17 protein-coding genes and 1 rRNA gene are annotated in these 18150 nt (G+C 65.6%); 4 read left to right on the forward strand and 14 right to left on the reverse strand.

Annotation, left to right across the window (positions count from 1 at the left end; translation table 11 throughout):
• Window positions 1-61: 61 nt before the first annotated feature.
• The 8 genes from BSE24067_RS08960 to rpe all read right to left on the reverse strand — a co-directional run bounded on the left by BSE24067_RS08960 (window position 62) and on the right by rpe (window position 7387).
• Window positions 62-961: a uracil-DNA glycosylase gene (locus tag BSE24067_RS08960; RefSeq protein ID WP_151065104.1), complete on the reverse strand. Its 900-nt coding sequence runs from the start codon at window positions 959-961 to the stop codon at window positions 62-64.
• Between the two features lie 13 nt (window positions 962-974).
• The gene (locus tag BSE24067_RS08965; protein WP_151065103.1) at window positions 975-1601 is read right to left on the reverse strand and encodes a CYTH domain-containing protein; all 627 of its coding nucleotides are present in this window, start codon (window positions 1599-1601) and stop codon (window positions 975-977) included.
• Window positions 1601-2386, reverse strand: a complete 786-nt coding sequence (gene trpC, locus BSE24067_RS08970) for an indole-3-glycerol phosphate synthase TrpC (protein ID WP_151065102.1) — start codon at window positions 2384-2386, stop codon at window positions 1601-1603. The genes BSE24067_RS08965 and trpC overlap by 1 nt, the downstream gene beginning before the upstream one ends.
• A gap of 29 nt (window positions 2387-2415) precedes the next feature.
• Window positions 2416-3447, reverse strand: a complete 1032-nt coding sequence (trpD, locus tag BSE24067_RS08975) for an anthranilate phosphoribosyltransferase (RefSeq protein ID WP_151065101.1) — start codon at window positions 3445-3447, stop codon at window positions 2416-2418.
• A 13-nt stretch (window positions 3448-3460) separates the two neighbouring features.
• Window positions 3461-4060: an aminodeoxychorismate/anthranilate synthase component II gene (locus tag BSE24067_RS08980; RefSeq protein WP_121859156.1), complete on the reverse strand. Its 600-nt coding sequence runs from the start codon at window positions 4058-4060 to the stop codon at window positions 3461-3463.
• A gap of 13 nt (window positions 4061-4073) precedes the next feature.
• Window positions 4074-5567 carry an anthranilate synthase component I gene (gene trpE / locus BSE24067_RS08985; protein WP_151065100.1) on the reverse strand — a complete coding sequence of 498 codons (1494 nt, stop codon included), beginning with the start codon at window positions 5565-5567 and terminating at the stop codon, window positions 4074-4076.
• 358 nt (window positions 5568-5925) lie between these two features.
• Entirely contained in the window at window positions 5926-6681 is a 756-nt protein-coding gene (locus tag BSE24067_RS08990) for a phosphoglycolate phosphatase (protein ID WP_151065138.1), read from the reverse strand.
• A 19-nt stretch (window positions 6682-6700) separates the two neighbouring features.
• Window positions 6701-7387, reverse strand: coding sequence for a ribulose-phosphate 3-epimerase (rpe, locus tag BSE24067_RS08995; RefSeq protein ID WP_006482066.1), 687 nt, complete (start codon window positions 7385-7387; stop codon window positions 6701-6703).
• 177 nt (window positions 7388-7564) lie between these two features.
• On the opposite strand from rpe, the gene apaG reads away from it, so the two are divergent.
• Window positions 7565-7939, forward strand: a complete 375-nt coding sequence (gene apaG, locus BSE24067_RS09000; RefSeq protein WP_151065099.1) for a Co2+/Mg2+ efflux protein ApaG — start codon at window positions 7565-7567, stop codon at window positions 7937-7939.
• A 19-nt stretch (window positions 7940-7958) separates the two neighbouring features.
• Here apaG and BSE24067_RS32435 read toward each other — a convergent pair whose 3' ends face one another.
• Entirely contained in the window at window positions 7959-8102 is a 144-nt protein-coding gene (locus BSE24067_RS32435) for a hypothetical protein (RefSeq protein ID WP_226209366.1), read from the reverse strand.
• 28 nt (window positions 8103-8130) lie between these two features.
• Here BSE24067_RS32435 and mltA point away from each other — a divergent pair, with 28 nt between their 5' ends.
• Entirely contained in the window at window positions 8131-9255 is a 1125-nt protein-coding gene (mltA, locus tag BSE24067_RS09005; protein ID WP_244130547.1) for a murein transglycosylase A, read from the forward strand.
• A gap of 248 nt (window positions 9256-9503) precedes the next feature.
• On the opposite strand, the gene paaK is transcribed toward mltA, so the two are convergent.
• From paaK to paaN, 5 genes are all read right to left on the reverse strand, one after another.
• Entirely contained in the window at window positions 9504-10802 is a 1299-nt protein-coding gene (gene paaK / locus BSE24067_RS09010; protein WP_151065097.1) for a phenylacetate--CoA ligase PaaK, read from the reverse strand.
• A 38-nt stretch (window positions 10803-10840) separates the two neighbouring features.
• Complete coding sequence (gene paaI / locus BSE24067_RS09015; RefSeq protein ID WP_151065096.1) at window positions 10841-11293, reverse strand: hydroxyphenylacetyl-CoA thioesterase PaaI; 453 nt, start codon at window positions 11291-11293, stop codon at window positions 10841-10843.
• A gap of 1 nt (window position 11294) precedes the next feature.
• Window positions 11295-12086, reverse strand: coding sequence for a 2-(1,2-epoxy-1,2-dihydrophenyl)acetyl-CoA isomerase PaaG (paaG, locus tag BSE24067_RS09020; protein WP_151065095.1), 792 nt, complete (start codon window positions 12084-12086; stop codon window positions 11295-11297).
• 45 nt (window positions 12087-12131) lie between these two features.
• Window positions 12132-13334: a 3-oxoadipyl-CoA thiolase gene (gene pcaF / locus BSE24067_RS09025; RefSeq protein ID WP_151065094.1), complete on the reverse strand. Its 1203-nt coding sequence runs from the start codon at window positions 13332-13334 to the stop codon at window positions 12132-12134.
• An 87-nt stretch (window positions 13335-13421) separates the two neighbouring features.
• On the reverse strand, window positions 13422-15128 hold the full coding sequence (gene paaN, locus BSE24067_RS09030; RefSeq protein ID WP_151065093.1) for a phenylacetic acid degradation protein PaaN: 1707 nt from the start codon (window positions 15126-15128) through the stop codon (window positions 13422-13424).
• 129 nt (window positions 15129-15257) lie between these two features.
• Between paaN and BSE24067_RS09035 the strand changes: the two genes are divergently transcribed.
• Both BSE24067_RS09035 and BSE24067_RS09040 read left to right on the forward strand, forming a co-directional pair.
• Entirely contained in the window at window positions 15258-16034 is a 777-nt protein-coding gene (locus BSE24067_RS09035; protein WP_151065092.1) for an enoyl-CoA hydratase, read from the forward strand.
• Window positions 16035-16602: 568 nt separating this feature from the next.
• Window positions 16603-18135, forward strand: a 16S ribosomal RNA gene (locus tag BSE24067_RS09040).
• Window positions 18136-18150: the final 15 nt, after the last annotated feature.

Below are 18150 nucleotides of genomic sequence, written 5' to 3' on the forward strand. Positions count from 1 at the left end.
CTGCGCCCTGATTGGGGCGCAGCGTTTTTGCATTGGAGCCGGCGAACGGCCGGCAATGCCGTTACGCGAGCGTCTCGGCGACTTCCGGCAGACGCCAGTCGATCGGCGCGCGGCCCGCTTCGACCAGATAGTCGTTCGCGAGCGCGAAGTGACGGCACCCGAGGAAGCCGCGATGCGCGGACAGCGGCGACGGGTGCGGCGCCTCGAGCACGCAGTGCGCGCTCGGATCGAACAGCGCGCGCTTCGCCTGCGCATGCGCGCCCCACAGCATGAACACGAGCCCGCGATGGCGGTTCGCGAGTTCGCGGATCAGCGTGTCCGTGCATTGCTCCCAGCCGCGCTTCGCGTGGCTCGCGGCCGCGCCGCGCTCGACCGTCAGCACGGTGTTGAGCAGCAGCACGCCCTGGCGCGCCCACGTGTCGAGGCAGCCGTGGCGCGGCGTGTCGTGGCCGAAATTCGCGGCGATTTCCTTGAAGATGTTGCGCAGCGACGGCGGCGTGCGCACGGCCGGCGGCACCGAGAACGCGAGGCCGTGCGCCTGCGGCGTGCCGCGGTCGTCGCCGTGGTACGGATCCTGGCCGAGGATCACGACCTTGACGTCGTCGGGGCTGGTCAGGCGCAGCGCGCGGAACACGTCGGCCGGGTAGACCGTCTTGCCGGCTGCGCGTTCGTCGTCGACGAAGCGGCACAGCGGCGCGTACGCGTCGCTGTCGATAAAGGGTTTCAGCACGTCGCGCCAGGTGGCCGGCAGCGCATCGAATTGCGCGGCGAGGTGCGGGATGTCCGCGGGTTGCGGCGCGGCTGCTGCCGCCGCAGCCTTCTTTGCGGGCTTGCGCGTTGGCGCGGCGGCCGCGGCCGCTGCAGGAGCCAGGGCGGAAACGTCGCCCGGCGCCGTTTCCGGCGCGGGATCGTCGAACAGCGACGCCTGCTGCGGCGTGCGGAGAGTCTTGCGGGTTGCCATGCGTGATGCGGGTTTATTGCGCGCGCAGCCGGTAGCCGCGCTGCGCCTTGCTGATGTTCTCGGGGGCGAGGCCCGGCAGCGCCTGCTGCAGTTCGGCGGCGAGTGCCGCGAGCGCCGCTTCCGGGCCGTCGATCAGTTCGAGTTCGATCTCGCTGATCGGTTCGCGGCGCGTATCGTGTTCCGCGTGGACGACGATTTCACCGACGTCCACCGCGGCCTCGACGGTTGCGCCGCCGATTGCGATGCGCCACAGCGTACGCGAAAAATCCGTCCGGAACAGCGCATGCAGCGCGGGCGCCGCGTCGCGCAGCGCGGCGGCCGCCTCCGGCACGTCGCACACGGCGACGAGCGCATCGATGTCGAGCGCGTCGCCGGCAACGGGCAGCTCCCATTCGTGGCGGCGATGCAGGCCGGCTTCCGCGCTGCCGACCGTCTTGAAGGTCTGCAGCCAGCCGTGCGGCGTGCGGCGCACGCGCACCGCGCTTTTCGAGCGGGCCAGCGCGAGATCGGGCGTGTCGTAGTAGACGTTCGCGAGCGCGATGACGTCGCCCGCTTCACCGGTCAGCGTCTCGAAGAAGCGTCGCGCCGCGTCGGTCTGGCCGGCCGGCAGCGCGAGCTTGATTTCCCGTTCGATCGCCATCAGAAGAACATCCGCGCGAGTTCCTCGCCCGGCTGGTCGGCGCGCATGAACGCCTCGCCGACGAGGAACGCATTCACGTTCGCCGCGCGCATCGTGTCGACTTCGGTGCGCGACAGGATGCCCGATTCCGTCACGACCATGCGGTCGGCCGGAATCATGTCGAGCATGTCGAGCGTGGTCTGGATCGTCGTCTCGAACGTGCGCAGGTTGCGGTTGTTGATGCCGAGCAGTGGCGTCTTCAGCGTCAGCGCCTGCTCCATCTCGTTGCGGTCGTGCACTTCGACCAGCACCGCGAGGCCGAGCGAGTGCGCATACGCTTCGAGTTCCTGCATCAGCGGCGTATCCAGCGCGGCCGCGATCAGCAGAATCGCGTCGGCGCCCATCGCGCGTGCTTCGAGGATCTGGTACGCATCGACGATGAAGTCCTTGCGCAGCACCGGCAGCGTGCAGGCCGCGCGCGCTTCCTCCAGATAGCGGACGCTGCCCTGGAAGAACTGTTCGTCGGTCAGCACCGACAGGCACGCGGCGCCGTGCGCCGCATACGAGCGCGCGATGTCGGCCGGCACGAAATGCTCGCGCAGCACGCCCTTCGACGGGCTCGCCTTCTTCACTTCGGCGATCACCGCCGCGTGGCCGGCTGCCTGCTTTGCGCGCAGCGCGCCGACGAAGTCGCGCAGGTCGCGCGCCGACGCTTCCAGTTTCAGTGCCTCGAGCGGCGTGCTGCGCATGGCCGCCGCGACTTCTTCGCGCTTGACGGCGATGATTCGGTCGAGAATGTCGCTCATGTGGGTTCCTGCTTGATTCGTAAAGGGAGTCAGCGCTTGAACTGCTGCGTGAAGCGCACGAGTTCGTCGACCTTCGCGCGCGCCTTGCCGCTCGCGATCGCTTCGCGGGCGAGCTGGATGCCGTCGGCGATCGATTCGGCGATGTTGGCCGCATAGAGCGCGGTGCCCGCGTTCAGCGTGACGATCTCGCGTGCGACGCCCGGCTGGTTGTCCAGCGCGCCGAGCAGCATCGTGCGCGATTCCTCGGCATTTTCCACCTTCAGCGTGCGGTTCGACACCATCTGCAGCCCGAAGTCCTCCGGATGGATCTCGTATTCGTGAACCTTGCCGTCGCGCAATTCGCCGACGAGCGTCGCGGCGCCCAGCGACACTTCGTCCATCCCGTCCTTGCCGTACACGACCAGCACGTGCTGCGCGCCCAGACGCTGCATCACGCGCACCTGGATGCCGACGAGGTCGGGGTGGAACACGCCCATCAACTGGTTCGGCGCGCCGGCCGGATTGGTCAGCGGCCCGAGGATGTTGAAGATCGTCCGCACGCCGAGTTCGCGGCGCACGGCCGCGATGTTCTTCATCGCCGGATGATGGTTCGGCGCGAACATGAAGCCCATGCCGGTTTCGGCGATCGACGCGGCAACCTGGTCCGGCTGCAGATCGATGTTCACGCCGAGCGCCTCGAGCACGTCGGCGCTGCCGGATTTGCTCGACACGCCGCGGTTGCCGTGCTTCGCGACCTTCGCGCCGGCCGCCGCGGTGACGAACATCGACGCGGTCGAGATGTTGAACGTGTGCGAGCCGTCGCCGCCCGTTCCGACGATGTCGACGAAGTTCGAGTTGTCCTGCACTTCGACGTGGTTCGCGAATTCGCGCATCACGGTCGCGGCCGCGGCGATCTCGCCGATCGTCTCCTTCTTCACGCGCAGCCCGGTGATGATCGCGGCCGCCATCACCGGCGACATGTCGCCGCGCATGATGAGCCGCATCAGGTGCAGCATCTCGTCGTGGAAGATCTCGCGGTGCTCGATCGTGCGCTGCAGCGCTTCCTGCGGGGTAATCGTCATCGTGCGTCTCCCGTCACGCGGCCGGTGCGGCGGCACGGGCCGCTGCGCGATGCTGCTTCAGGAAATTCTCGAGCAGCGCGTGGCCGTGCTCGGACAGGATCGACTCCGGGTGGAACTGCACGCCTTCGATCGGCAGCGTCTTGTGACGCACGCCCATGATCTCGCCGTCGTCGGTCCAGGCCGACACTTCGAGGCAGTCGGGCAGCGATTCGCGCTCGATCGCGAGCGAGTGATAGCGCGTCACGTCGAAATGCTTCGGCAGGTCGGCGAACACGCCGCGGCAGTCGGTTTCGATCCGGCTCACCTTGCCGTGCATGATGGTCTTCGCGCGCACGACGCGGCCGCCGAATGCTTCGCCGATCGCCTGGTGGCCGAGGCACACGCCGAGGATCGGCTTCCTGCCCGCGAATTCGCGCAGCACGTCGAGCGTGATGCCCGCATGCTGCGGGTTGCTCGGGCCGGGCGACAGGCAGATGGTGTCCGGGTTCAGGCGCGCGATGTCGTCGAGCGTGATTTCATCGTTGCGGTACGTATGCACGTCCTCGCCCAGTTCGCCGAAGTACTGGACCAGGTTGTAGGTGAACGAGTCGTAGTTGTCGATCATGAGCAGCATGGTCAGTCTCCGGTCAGAAGTCGCTATCGAGGCCGTCCTGGACCTGTTCGGCCGCACGCAGCACCGCGCGCGCCTTGTTTTCGGTCTCTTGCCATTCGGATTCGGGCACCGAGTCGGCGACGACGCCGGCCGCCGCCTGCACGTACAGGTTGCCGTTGTGGATCAGGCCCGTGCGGATCGCGATCGCGAGATCCATCTCGCCCGAGAACGACAGGTAGCCGACCGCACCGCCGTACAGCCCGCGCTTGACCGGCTCTAGCTCGTCGATCAGTTCCATCGCGCGCACCTTCGGCGCGCCGGACAGCGTACCGGCCGGGAACGTCGCGCGCAGCACGTCGTAGTTCGTCATGCCGGGCTTCAGCTTGCCTTCGACCGAGCTGACGATGTGCTGCACGTGCGAGTACTTTTCGATCACCATCTTGTCGGTGACCTGCACCGAACCGATTTCCGCGATGCGGCCCACGTCGTTGCGCGCGAGGTCGATCAGCATTACGTGTTCGGCGATTTCCTTCGGATCGTTGAGCAACTCGGTCGCGAGTTCGGCGTCGCGCTCGGGCGTGTTGCCGCGCGGACGCGTGCCGGCCAGCGGCCGGATCGTGACGATCTGGTCGTCGCCGCGCTTTTCCTGGCGCACGAGGATTTCCGGCGATGCGCCGACCACGTGGAAATCGCCGAAATTGTAGTAATACATGTATGGCGACGGATTCAGCGAACGCAGCGCGCGATACAGCGACAGCGGATTGTCGCGGTACGGCTTCGTCAGCCGCTGGCCGACCTGGATCTGCATCAGCTCGCCGGCCGCAATGTATTCCTTCGCCTGACGCACGGCGGCCAGATAGTCGTCTTTCTTGAACTCGCGGAACGTCTCGGTGCGCACGCTCGCCGACGTGACGGGCGGCTGCACGGTCGTGCGCAGGCGCTGCTTCAGCTCGCGCAGGCGCTGCTTCGCCTTCGTGTAAGCCTCCGGCTGGGCCGGGTCCGCATAGATGATCAGGTAGAGCTTGCCCGCGAGGTTGTCGATCACCGCGACTTCCTCGGTGAGCAGCAACTGGATGTCGGGCAGGCCGAGATCGTCGCGCGGCGCGGTGTTCGCGAGTTTCTTCTCGATGTAGCGCACCGCGTCGTAGCCGAAATAGCCGGCGAGGCCGCCGCAGAAACGCGGCAGGCCCGGGCGCTGCGCGACCTTGAAGCGCGCCTGGAACGACTCGATGAATTCGAACGGGTCGCCGTCGTGCGTCTCGACGACCTGGCCGTCGCGCACCACCTCCGACACGCCGTTGCGGGTGCGCACCAGCGTGCGCGCCGGCAGGCCGATGAACGAATAGCGGCCGAAGCGTTCGCCGCCGACCACCGACTCGAGCAGGAACGAGTTGGCGCCCGCGCGTTCGGGCTGGGCGAGCTTCAGGTAAAGCGACAGCGGCGTTTCGAGGTCGGCGAGCGCTTCCGCGATCAGCGGGATGCGGTTGTAGCCTTCATTCGCAAGCGATTGGAATTCGAGTTCGGTCATGTTCCGGTCCTGTTCGGGACGAGCGGCGGAGTGCGCCAGGGATCACTTGACGCTGCGCGCGTGGCCGTCGGCGAAAGGGCGGTCGATCGAGAAGTGCCTGTTGCCGGCCGGCACTCCGGGCGTGAACGTCGCGAGCCTGCGGCCGCTCCTGAACGCAAGCGTTCGGACGCGGTAGAACTCGAGGTGGTGCGACGATCGGCGCGCGGATGCGCAGCGAGATAAAAAACGGCGCCGAAGACGTGCTTCAGCGTACCTCATCGAAGAGGTTAGCGCGACCAGCGACGCCAGGGCCAGGCTCCCCGGTCGATGCTGCTCAGACTCCGTTTTTTATTCAGAAACATGCGGATGGAAGAAATAATCAGACGGTTGGCCGGCCGGCGTTGTGCGCGGCGATCGCGCGTGCTGCGACCAGCAACGAATCGACTATACCATCCGAATTTATCGTTTGTATAGCTTTGCCGTGGTTGTAGCCGTACGGCACCGTCAGCGTCGCCATCCCGGCCGCGCGGCCCGCGAGCGCGTCGTTTTCCGAGTCGCCGATCGCGACCGCGGTGTCCGGCGCGACGCCGAGCGCGTCGCACGCGGTGAGCATCGGCAGCGGATCGGGCTTCTTGCGCGCGACGCTGTCGCCGCCGAGCACGATTCCGAAGCGATCGATCAGCCCGTACTGCTCGAGCAGCTCGACCGCGAAGCGATGCGGCTTGTTCGTCACGCACGCGAGCCGGATGCCGGCCGCGCGCAACGCGTCGAGCCCGGCCGCGACGTCGGGATAGAGGCGCGCGTGGCGGCCGTTGATCTTCGCGTATTCGGCCTGATAGACAGCGAGCGCATCGTCGAACCGCGCGTGCGCTTCGACGGCGGTGAAGCGCGGCTTCAGCACACTGTGGATCAGATGCTCGGAGCCCTTGCCGACGTAGCCGATCACCTCGTCGCGGGACGTGGCCGGCGCACCGAGCTGCGCGAGCATCCCGTTGAGGCCGGCGGTGAAGTCATCGGCCGTATCGACCATCGTGCCGTCCAGATCGATCAGCGCGGCGTCGATGCGCGGCGCCGCGAAACGGATCGAGCCTTTGGCTTCGGCCGCGGCACGGCCGGCAATGGCGGAATCGGCCAGCGGGGAATCGGCCACGGCGTCAGCTCCGCTCGACGGTGGCGAGCGCGGCGCGCATCTCGTCGATCACCTTCCGGTAGTCGGGCTTGCCGAAGATCGCCGAGCCGGCGACGAACGTGTCCGCGCCGGCTGCCGCGATTTCCGCGATGTTGTCGGCCTTCACGCCGCCGTCCACCTCGAGCAGGATCTCGCGGCCGGTGCGCTCCGTGTACGCGTCGATGCGCGCGCGCGCTTCGCGCAGCTTGTTCAGCGTTTCCGGGATGAAAGACTGGCCGCCGAAGCCGGGGTTCACCGACATCAGCAGCACGAAGTCGAGGCGATCCATCACGTGGTCGAGATAGTTCAGCGGCGTGGCCGGGTTGAACACGAGGCCGGCCTTGCAGCCGTGATCGCGGATCAGCGACAGCGTACGGTCGATGTGATCCGAGCCTTCCGGGTGGAAACTGATCAGGTTCGCGCCGGCCTTCGCGAAATCAGGCACGATCCGGTCGACCGGACGCACCATCAGATGCACGTCGATCGGCACCTGCACGTGCGGGCGGATCGCCTCGCAGACGAGCGGGCCGATCGTCAGGTTCGGCACATAATGGTTGTCCATCACGTCGAAGTGGATCCAGTCGGCGCCGGCGGCGACCACGTTGCGGACTTCTTCGCCGAGCCGTGCGAAGTCGGCCGACAGGATGCTGGGAGCGATGCGGAATTGAGTCATGACAGGGGAGCGGGGACGCTGCGGCGCAAAACCGCCATTCTACCGCCGGGCGACCCGCCGCGCGGCGGCGGGCCGTGCGGTGGCGGCCCGATTCCGCATAGAATGCCGAACCAGTGCGGCGCGCCCGCGGTCCGGCCGCTCGAGTCAGCGCGGGCGCTTACCTAGAACGGAAACACCATGAGTCAGTATCAGTTCACCGTTTCGGTGAAAACCAGCTACTTGCCGGAACAATCCGACCCCGATCGGCGTCAATATGCATTCGCGTACACGCTGACCATCCGCAACACCGGGCAGGTCGCGGCGCAGTTGATCGCGCGTCACTGGATCATCACGGACAGCGAAAACCACGTGCAGGAAGTGAAGGGGCTCGGCGTCGTGGGGCACCAGCCGCTGCTGCAGCCGGGCGAACAGTTCGAATACACGAGCTGGGCCGTGATCGCGACGCCGGTCGGCACGATGCGCGGCGCGTACTTCTGCGTGGCGGAGGATGGCGAGCGGTTCGAGGCGCCGGTCGGCGAGTTTGCGCTGCACATGCCGCGCACGCTGCATTGAATCTGGCGTGCGGCGGCGCTCAGCGCAGCTTGCGGTCGTTGCCGCGGGCGTGCTTCTTCCTGCCCGACGACGTCCACACGACGATGAAGATCAACAGGGCAAGCGCTACGAAAGCCTCGAGCGCGAAGATGAGCATCGGATATTGGTCGAGAAAATCTGACATGGCGGTTTCCATCAAGAACGGACATTGTATGTGGTTTGGGCCGCGGCTGGCCGGCTGGGTCGCCGCGGCTGCGGCGGCCGCACTGCTGGCCGCATGCGGCGGCGCGCCGACGCGGACGTCGGCGCTGAAGCCGCCGACGGGCGCGGCGATCGTGCCGGGTCAGGTCGCCGCGAAGCGGCTCACGCCGGTCGCCTGGCAGCAGGTGCCTGGCTGGCAGGACGATTCGCTGATCGGCGCGACGGCGGCGCTGCGGCAGAACTGCGTGCGGCTCGCGCGCCAGCCGGCATGGCAGCGTGCGTGCGCGGCCGCCGACCGCCTCGACGAGCTCGACGTCAGCAGCGCGCGCGCATTCTTCGAAACGTATTTCACGCCGTTTCAGCTCGCGAATACCGACGGCACGCTCGACGGGCTCGTGACCGGCTATTACGAGCCGCTGCTGCACGGCTCCCGCGTGCGGCGCGGCCCGTACCAGTACGCGCTGTACCGCTGGCCGGCCGGCTATCGCGCGGGCGCTCCGTTGCCCGCGCGCGCGCAGCTCGAGCGCGCCGGCATTCTGAACGGCAACGAACTCGTGTGGGTCGACGATCCGATCGAGGCGTTCTTCCTGCAGGTGCAGGGCTCCGGGCGCGTGCTGCTCGACGACGGCTCGGTGATGCGCGTCGGTTTCGGCGGCACCAACAACCAGCCGTATCGCTCGATCGGCAAGTGGCTGCTCGACCACGGCGAGCTTACGCCCGCACAGGCGACGATGCAGGGCATCAAGGCGTGGGCGAAGGCGAACCCGACGCGCGTCGACGCATTGCTCGACACGAACCCGCGCTTCGTGTTCTTCCGCGACATGCCGACGAAGGAAGACGCACCGCACGGTGGCGCGGACGGCCCGATCGGCGCGCTCGGCGTGCCGCTCACGCCCGAGCGTTCGATCGCGGTCGATCCGTCGTCGATCCCGCTCGGCACGCCCGTGTTCCTGCAGACCACGCGTCCGCTGACGAATACGCCGATGAACCGGCTCGTGTTCGCGCAGGATACGGGCTCCGCGATCAAGGGCGGCGTGCGGGCCGACTATTTCTGGGGGCTTGGCGACGACGCCGGCGATCTCGCCGGACGGATGAAGCAGGTCGGCCGGATGTGGCTGTTGTTCCCGAATTCGTGATGGGGAGCGGCGCGGGTTGCCCGGATGGTGGCCTGCGCATGAGATTCGGCATTCATGGTGCGTCACGCGCTTGGCGAGTGCCCGCGGTCTGATCGCTGGTATGGCCGTGTGATCAGGTTTGCGTGATGCGCCGCCCGTCACGTCGAACGATGCGTCGGAAAGAAACAGCCCGATCGGCGTTGGCCGATCGGGCTGTTTCGTTTGCAGGCACGGATTCGCCGCTGCGCGACGCCGCGCGGCGAGCGACTTCAGCCCTTGCGCTTGTCGATCACACGGCGCGCCTTGCCGACCGAGCGCTCGATCCCGTTCACCGGCAGCACGTTGATCACGGCCGTCACGCCGATCAGCGACTTGATGTCGTACGCGAGCGCCTGTTTTGCCGCCTGGATCGCTGCCGTGTCCGGCGCGGTATCGAGACACGGCTCGACGTTGAGCGTCAGCACGTCGAGCGGACCTTCCTTCGTCAGCACGATCTGATAGTGCGGTGCGAGCGCATGCTGCTTCAGCAACTGCTCCTCGATCTGCGTCGGGAACACGTTGACGCCCCGCACGATCATCATGTCGTCAGACCGCCCGGTGATCTTCTCCATCCGGCGCATCGTCCGGGCGGTACCGGGCAGCAGGCGCGTGAGGTCGCGTGTGCGATAGCGGATGATCGGCAGCGCTTCCTTCGTCAGCGACGTGAACACGAGCTCGCCGAGTTCGCCGTCCGGAAGCACTTCGCCGGTTTCCGGATCGATGATTTCCGGATAGAAGTGGTCTTCCCAGATGGTCGGACCATCCTTCGTCTCGACGCATTCGGACGCGACGCCCGGGCCCATTACTTCGGAGAGCCCGTAGATGTCGACCGCGTCGATGCCCATCCGCTGCTCGATCGCCACGCGCATGTCGTTGGTCCACGGTTCGGCGCCGAAGATGCCGATGCGCAGTGAACTCTGCGCGGGATCGAGGCCCTGGCGCTCGATCTCGTCGGCGATCGACAGCATGTAGCTCGGCGTCACCATGATGATGTCGGGCCGGAAATCCTGGATCAGCTGCACCTGTTTCTCGGTCTGGCCGCCGCCGAACGGGATCACCGTCAGCCCTGCGCGTTCGGCGCCGTAGTGCGCGCCGAGGCCGCCGGTGAACAGGCCGTAGCCGTAGCTCACGTGAACCTTGTCGCCGCGGCGCGCGCCGGCCGCGCGGATCGAGCGCGCGACGAGGTTCGCCCACGTGTCGACGTCGCGCATCGTGTAGCCGACAACGGTCGGCTTGCCGGTCGTGCCGGACGACGCGTGAATGCGCGCGATCTGATCCTGCGGCACGGCGAACATTCCGAACGGATAGTTGTCGCGCAGATCGCTCTTGGTCGTGAACGGGAAGCGCGACAGATCGGCGAGCGTCTTCAGGTCGTCGGGGTGCACGCCCGCCTCGTCGAATTTGCGGCGATAGACGGACGAGTGCTCGTACGCGTGCCGCAGCGACCATTTCAGGCGCTCGAGCTGCAGCGCCGTCAGCTCGTCGCGTGACGCGGTCTCGATCGGCTCGAGCGGTAGCGGGGTAGTCATGCGTGTCTCCAGTGTTTGTTATCGGCGAGCCGCGGGCGTCAGCGCTCTTCCGGCAGGACCGTGCCCTTGATCTGAGTCGATTTGCCGCGGAACATCGCGACCGTTTCACCAGCCTGATTCGTGACGCGGATGTCGTAGATGCCGTGCCGTCCGCTGCGCGTCTGCTCGATCGCCTCGGCCGTGAGCACGTCGTTGCCGTGGACGGGACGCAGATATTCGATCGAGCAGCCCGCCGCAACGGTATTCGCGTTGTACGAGTTGCATGCGAACGCGAACGTCGAATCGGCGAGCGTGAAGATGATGCCGCCGTGGCAGATCTGGTGGCCGTTCAGGAATTCAGGCCGGATCCGCATCTGCAGGCGTGCGTAGCCTGCGCGCACTTCGGCGATTTCCATGCCGAACGCGCGACTGCAGGCATCTGCGTCGTACATGGCCCGCGCGGTCGCACGGGCGAGCGCATCGGGATCGAGGGTGTCGGTGGACGCGGTCATGTCACCGCCCCTCGAAGCGCGGCGCGCGCTTCTCGATGAACGCCTGCACGCCTTCCGCATAGTCGTGCGACTGGCCGAGCTTGCGCTGCAGGTCGCGCTCGAGGTCCAACTGCTGGTCGAGCGTGTTCGTCACGCTGTCGCGCATCGATTGCTTGATCGACGCGATCGCCAGCGTCGGCTGCTGCGCGAGCTGGTTCGCGAGCTGACGGACCGACGCGGCGAGCGCATCGTCATCGACCGCGCGCCAGATCAAGCCCCATTGCTCGGCTTGTTCGGCGCCGAGCTTGTCGCCGGTCAGGGCGAGCCCGAGCGCACGGGCCATGCCGACACGTTGCGGCAAAAACCACGTGCCGCCCGAATCGGGCACGAGCCCGATCTTCACGAACGCCTGGATGAAGCTGCTCGACCGCGCGGCGAACACGATGTCGCACGCGAGCGCGAGATTGGCGCCGGCGCCGGCCGCCGTGCCGTTGACGGCGGCGATCACCGGAATCGGCATGCGTTGCAGGCGGCGGATCAACGGATTGAAATATTCGTCGATCAGCGCGCCGAGGTCGGTCGACGCGCCCGGCGTGAAGTCGAGGTCGGCCAGGTCCTGCCCTGCGCAGAAGCCACGCCCGGCACCCGTCAGGATCAGCGCGCGCGCGCCGGCCGATTCGGCTTCATCGAGTGCGGACTGCAGTTCGCGGTGCATCGCGCGCGTGAAGCTGTTCAGCTTGTCCGGGCGGTTGAGGGTGATCGTGGCCACGCGGGTGGCGTGATCGAACTCCAGCTGGATCGCCTGATATGACATGCAGTGTCTCCTTCATGACTTCGTTATAGGCGCACGGGGCGACGGTTACACGCGCTCGATCGCGATCGCGATGCCCTGGCCGACGCCGATGCACATCGTACAGAGCGCGAAGCGGCCGCCGGTACGCTCGAGCTGGTGAAGCGCCGTCGTCACGAGCCGGGCGCCCGATGCGCCGAGCGGGTGGCCCAACGCAATTGCACCGCCGTTCGGGTTCACGCGGGGGTCGTCGTCGGCGACGCCGAGCATGCGCAGCACCGCGAGCCCCTGCGACGCGAACGCTTCGTTCAGCTCGATCACGTCGAACTGGCCGATCGTCATCCCGAGCCGCGCGAGCAGCTTCTGCGTGGCCGGCGCCGGGCCGATGCCCATCACGCGCGGCGCGACGCCGGCCGTCGCCATCCCGACGACGCGTGCGCGGCGGCGCAACCGATACTGATCGGCGGCCTCCGCGTTGGCGAGCAGCAGTGCGCATGCGCCGTCGTTGACGCCCGACGCGTTGCCGGCCGTCACCGAGCCGTCCGGGCGCACGACGCCCTTCAGCTTCGCGAGCGCTTCGAGCGACGTCTCGCGCGGATGCTCGTCGCGCGACACGACGAGCGCATCGCCTTTCTTCTGCGGAATCGTGACCGGCACGATTTCCTGGGCGAGCGTACCGTCCTGCTGCGCACGTGCGGCCTTCTGCTGGCTGCGCAGCGCGAACAGGTCCTGATCCGCGCGGCTGACGTCGTAGTCGACCGCGACGTTCTCGGCCGTTTCGGGCATCGAGTCGACGCCGTATTGCTGCTTCATCAGCGGATTGATGAAGCGCCAGCCGATCGTCGTGTCGTAGATGTCCGCCTGGCGCGCGAACGCGCTGGCGGCCTTGCCCATCACGAACGGTGCGCGCGTCATGCTTTCGACGCCGCCTGCGATCATCAATCGGGCTTCGCCGGCCTTGATCGCGCGCGCGGCGGTACCGACCGCGTCCATCCCGGACCCGCAGAGCCGGTTCAGCGTCGTGCCCGGCACGTCGGTCGGCAGGCCCGCGAGCAGCGCGGACATCCGCGCGACGTTGCGGTTGTCCTCGCCGGCCTGGTTCGCGCAGCCGTAGACCACGTCGTCGATCGCGGTCCAGTCGACGTCACGGTTGCGTTCGATCAGCGCCTTGAGCGGCACTGCGCCGAGATCGTCGGCTCGAACGTCTTTCAGGGCGCCGCCGTAGCGGCCGATAGGGGTGCGAATCGCGTCGCAGATGTAGGCGTCGGTCATGGGCGTGTCGATGTGCAACGAACCCGCCGGGTGGCGGATTCGCTCATGGTAGGGAATGTGGCGGCGTTTGCACGTCGGCCAATCGGGTTATGCCGTCCGGCCGGCTTCCGCGGGCGCTGCCTTTGGCGCAACATGGACGCGGCTTTGCACCACACGGAACCGGTTCGCGACGAACGCCGCGTCGGCCAGCGCGGCGTTCGCGGCCGGATTCGCGCCGGTGCCGTGGAAGTCGGAGAACGCGGCCGACTGGTTGACGAACACGCCGCCCGTCAGGTTGATCGACAATGCGACGCCGCCGCGCACCGCCGCATCGTGCGCGGCATCGACGATCTTGTCGTCGGTGCTGTAGACCGACAGCGTGAGCGCCCCATGCTCGGCCGCAATGTCGCCGGCGAGTTCGAGCGACTGCGCAGTCGAGTCGGTCGCGATCACGAACGAGATCGGGCCGAACCACTCCTGCGTGAATTTCGCGCGGTCGGCCACGTCGAGTTGCAGCACGAGCGGCGTGCGCACGCGAGCGTCGGCGAACACCGGGTGCTGGAGCGCCTGGCTGTCGGCGAGCACGCGGCCGAGCTTGCGGGCGTCGTCGAGGCGCGCGATCACGCCGTCGTTCTGGATCGCGCCGATCAGTTCGACCGAGCGCGCCGGGTCGCCGGTCAGCTTTTGCACCGAGACGGCGATTGCCTGAGCGACTTCTTCGAAGCTCGCATGGCCGTCGGCCGTCCGGATGCCGTCACGCGGCACGTAGATATTCTGCGGGGCCGTGCACATCTGGCCGGAGTAGAGCGCCAGCGAGAACGCGATGTTCTTGACCGCGGCCTTCAGGTCGTCGGTCGAGTCGATCACGATCTGGTTGACGCCTGCCTTCTCCGTGTACACCTGTGCCTGATGGGCATGGCGTTCGAGCCACGTGCCGTTTTGCGTGCTGCCCGTGAAGTCGATCAGCTTGATTTCGGGGCGCAGCGCGAGTTCCTGCACGAGCGCGCCGTCGTTCGGCTCGGTCGCGAGCAGCGTGACGACGTTGGGATCGAAGCCGGCTTCGCGCAGCACGTCGCGGGCGATCCGGACCGTGATCGCGAGCGGCAGGATCGCGCCGGGGTGGGGTTTGACGATTACCGTATTGCCGGTCGCGAGGTCGGCGAACAGGCCGGGGTAGCCGTTCCATGTCGGGAACGTGCAGCAGCCGAGCACGAGCCCGGTGCCGCGCGGGACGATCGTGTAGCGCTTGCGCATTGCGAGCGGCGGATTCTTGCCTTGCGGCTTCTCCCAATGCGCGTCAGCGGGAATGCGGCGCAGCTCGTCCCACGCATAGGCGACCGCTTCGAGCGCACGATCCTGCGCGTGCGGGCCGCCGGCCTGGAACGCCATCATGAACGCCTGCCCAGTGGTGTGCATCACGCTGTAGGCGATCTCGAAGCTCGCGCGATTCAGCCGCGCGAGAATTTCCAGGCTGACGCCGATCCAGGCGCTCGGGCCGGCTTCGCGCCACGCACGTTGCGCAGCGGCGGCTGCAGCAATCAGCTCGTCGGGCGTCGATTTCGGGTAGCGGATGCAGAGCTTGATCCCGTACGGCGACTGCTCTGCGCCGACGGTTCCGCCGGACGCCGGCTGGTCGAGCGCGAACGTGCCGTTCAGGTGCGCATTGAACGCGGCTTCGCCATCGGCGTTGGCGCTTTCCCCGTACAGTTTGGGACTCGGCATTTCCGCGAACGGGCTCCAGTACCCGCGGCTCTCGATGGCGGCGAGGGCGTGTTTCAGCGTGTCTTCGTGCTTCGTGAACAGTGCATGGGTCATGACGGCGGCCTGATGGACATTGAGAGGGATCGGATCGATTAATTAACCGACCGGTTGGTCGGAGAATGGTAGCATCAAACTATTCGCGTGTGCGAGGCGTTTCTCATTTCATTGATCGAGGAGAAATAGATGTCTTACGACAACATCCTGGTGGAGACCCGGGGGCGAGTCGGGCTGGTCACGCTCAATCGTCCGAAGGCGCTGAATGCGCTGAACGATGCGTTGATGGACGAGTTGGGCGCAGCGCTGAAAGCGTTCGACGCGGACGACGAGATTGGGGCGATCGTCGTGACGGGGAGCGAAAAGGCGTTCGCGGCCGGCGCCGATATCGGCATGATGGCGACCTATTCCTATATGGATGTCTACCGCGGCGACTACATCACGCGTAACTGGGAGACCGTCCGCCAGATCCGCAAGCCGATCATTGCCGCCGTAGCGGGCTTCGCGCTGGGCGGCGGGTGCGAACTGGCGATGATGTGCGACATCATCTTCGCGGCCGATACGGCGAAGTTTGGCCAGCCGGAAATCAAGCTGGGCGTGATGCCGGGTGCGGGCGGCACGCAGCGCTTGCCGCGCGCGGTGTCGAAGGCGAAGGCGATGGACATGTGCTTGACTGCGCGCTTCATGGATGCGGCCGAGGCGGAACGGGCGGGGCTCGTGTCGCGTGTGCTGCCGGCCGACAAACTACTCGACGAAGCGATTGCCGCGGCGACGACGATCGCCGAGTTCTCGTTGCCGGCGGTCATGATGGTCAAGGAGTCGGTCAACCGTGCGTACGAGACGACGCTGGCCGAGGGCGTCCATTTCGAGCGCCGGCTGTTCCATTCGCTGTTCGCGACCGAAGATCAGAAGGAAGGGATGGCGGCATTCGTCGAGAAGCGCAAGCCGGTATTCAAGCATCGCTGATTGGGCTGCGGTGACGATGTGCCGGGCGGGCGGCGCATGCCGCTCGACGATGTGATTGCCATGGGCCGTCAACGCTGAAGCCCCCGTGCGCGGCAGCGCACGGGGGCTTTTTCAAAAATATTTTCACAAAGGGGTTGCGCGGGGTGGGATGGGTGCCTAGAATCACGCCTCTTTCGCGCTAACGGAAACGCGGCGCGGAGGAGGAAGGGAAGCGGTGCGATAGGGTTGGCGGTAGCGGCCTGGCGCACACGAAGCTGAACCCCTCGCGGTCACGACGAAGCAGTTCAGAAAGTTGTTGACGAGCGAAGAAAGGCGGTTCATAATCTCGCTTCTCTGCTGCTGAAAACGCAGCGCTGCCGAGGGGTTCAGGATCCCTCGCAGAAATGCTCTTTAAAAATTAACAGCCGATAAGTGTGGGCGCTTGATGGCAGCGAGCTGATCTTCGGATCAGATAGCAAAAGTATCAAGAGTCTCACACTAAAGTAAGTCAGGTTTATGAAGTGATTCATATTCCTGTCAGCTTTGAGTGAGCGACCGGTTCGAAAGAACCGAAAACAGTAACAGGTTTGAACTGAAGAGTTTGATCCTGGCTCAGATTGAACGCTGGCGGCATGCCTTACACATGCAAGTCGAACGGCAGCACGGGTGCTTGCACCTGGTGGCGAGTGGCGAACGGGTGAGTAATACATCGGAACATGTCCTGTAGTGGGGGATAGCCCGGCGAAAGCCGGATTAATACCGCATACGATCCACGGATGAAAGCGGGGGACCTTCGGGCCTCGCGCTATAGGGTTGGCCGATGGCTGATTAGCTAGTTGGTGGGGTAAAGGCCTACCAAGGCGACGATCAGTAGCTGGTCTGAGAGGACGACCAGCCACACTGGGACTGAGACACGGCCCAGACTCCTACGGGAGGCAGCAGTGGGGAATTTTGGACAATGGGCGAAAGCCTGATCCAGCAATGCCGCGTGTGTGAAGAAGGCCTTCGGGTTGTAAAGCACTTTTGTCCGGAAAGAAATCCTTGGCTCTAATACAGCCGGGGGATGACGGTACCGGAAGAATAAGCACCGGCTAACTACGTGCCAGCAGCCGCGGTAATACGTAGGGTGCAAGCGTTAATCGGAATTACTGGGCGTAAAGCGTGCGCAGGCGGTTTGCTAAGACCGATGTGAAATCCCCGGGCTCAACCTGGGAACTGCATTGGTGACTGGCAGGCTAGAGTATGGCAGAGGGGGGTAGAATTCCACGTGTAGCAGTGAAATGCGTAGAGATGTGGAGGAATACCGATGGCGAAGGCAGCCCCCTGGGCCAATACTGACGCTCATGCACGAAAGCGTGGGGAGCAAACAGGATTAGATACCCTGGTAGTCCACGCCCTAAACGATGTCAACTAGTTGTTGGGGATTCATTTCCTTAGTAACGTAGCTAACGCGTGAAGTTGACCGCCTGGGGAGTACGGTCGCAAGATTAAAACTCAAAGGAATTGACGGGGACCCGCACAAGCGGTGGATGATGTGGATTAATTCGATGCAACGCGAAAAACCTTACCTACCCTTGACATGGTCGGAATCCTGAAGAGATTCGGGAGTGCTCGAAAGAGAACCGGCGCACAGGTGCTGCATGGCTGTCGTCAGCTCGTGTCGTGAGATGTTGGGTTAAGTCCCGCAACGAGCGCAACCCTTGTCCTTAGTTGCTACGCAAGAGCACTCTAAGGAGACTGCCGGTGACAAACCGGAGGAAGGTGGGGATGACGTCAAGTCCTCATGGCCCTTATGGGTAGGGCTTCACACGTCATACAATGGTCGGAACAGAGGGTTGCCAACCCGCGAGGGGGAGCTAATCCCAGAAAACCGATCGTAGTCCGGATTGCACTCTGCAACTCGAGTGCATGAAGCTGGAATCGCTAGTAATCGCGGATCAGCATGCCGCGGTGAATACGTTCCCGGGTCTTGTACACACCGCCCGTCACACCATGGGAGTGGGTTTTACCAGAAGTGGCTAGTCTAACCGCAAGGAGGACGGTCACCACGGTAGGATTCATGACTGGGGTGAAGTCGTAACAAGGTAGCCGTATCGGAAGGTGCGGCTGGATCACCTCCTTTCCAGAGCTATCTCGC

The organism is Burkholderia latens, from assembly GCF_902499045.1.
Taxonomy (GTDB): domain Bacteria; phylum Pseudomonadota; class Gammaproteobacteria; order Burkholderiales; family Burkholderiaceae; genus Burkholderia; species Burkholderia latens.

Coding starts and splice junctions, on each gene's coding strand:
- paaI (WP_151065096.1), bottom strand. CDS start 11,293: ATGACCGCGTCCACCGACACCCTCGATCCCGATGCGCTCGCCCGTGCG.
- BSE24067_RS32435 (WP_226209366.1), bottom strand. CDS start 8,102: ATGTCAGATTTTCTCGACCAATATCCGATGCTCATCTTCGCGCTCGAG.
- trpE (WP_151065100.1), bottom strand. CDS start 5,567: ATGACCGAACTCGAATTCCAATCGCTTGCGAATGAAGGCTACAACCGC.
- BSE24067_RS08980 (WP_121859156.1), bottom strand. CDS start 4,060: ATGCTGCTCATGATCGACAACTACGACTCGTTCACCTACAACCTGGTC.
- apaG (WP_151065099.1), top strand. CDS start 7,565: ATGAGTCAGTATCAGTTCACCGTTTCGGTGAAAACCAGCTACTTGCCG.
- BSE24067_RS08960 (WP_151065104.1), bottom strand. CDS start 961: ATGGCAACCCGCAAGACTCTCCGCACGCCGCAGCAGGCGTCGCTGTTC.
- rpe (WP_006482066.1), bottom strand. CDS start 7,387: ATGACTCAATTCCGCATCGCTCCCAGCATCCTGTCGGCCGACTTCGCA.
- paaN (WP_151065093.1), bottom strand. CDS start 15,128: ATGACCCATGCACTGTTCACGAAGCACGAAGACACGCTGAAACACGCC.
- trpC (WP_151065102.1), bottom strand. CDS start 2,386: ATGAGCGACATTCTCGACCGAATCATCGCCGTCAAGCGCGAAGAAGTC.
- BSE24067_RS09035 (WP_151065092.1), top strand. CDS start 15,258: ATGTCTTACGACAACATCCTGGTGGAGACCCGGGGGCGAGTCGGGCTG.
- paaK (WP_151065097.1), bottom strand. CDS start 10,802: ATGACTACCCCGCTACCGCTCGAGCCGATCGAGACCGCGTCACGCGAC.
- trpD (WP_151065101.1), bottom strand. CDS start 3,447: ATGACGATTACCCCGCAGGAAGCGCTGCAGCGCACGATCGAGCACCGC.
- paaG (WP_151065095.1), bottom strand. CDS start 12,086: ATGTCATATCAGGCGATCCAGCTGGAGTTCGATCACGCCACCCGCGTG.
- pcaF (WP_151065094.1), bottom strand. CDS start 13,334: ATGACCGACGCCTACATCTGCGACGCGATTCGCACCCCTATCGGCCGC.
- mltA (WP_244130547.1), top strand. CDS start 8,131: ATGTGGTTTGGGCCGCGGCTGGCCGGCTGGGTCGCCGCGGCTGCGGCG.
- BSE24067_RS08965 (WP_151065103.1), bottom strand. CDS start 1,601: ATGGCGATCGAACGGGAAATCAAGCTCGCGCTGCCGGCCGGCCAGACC.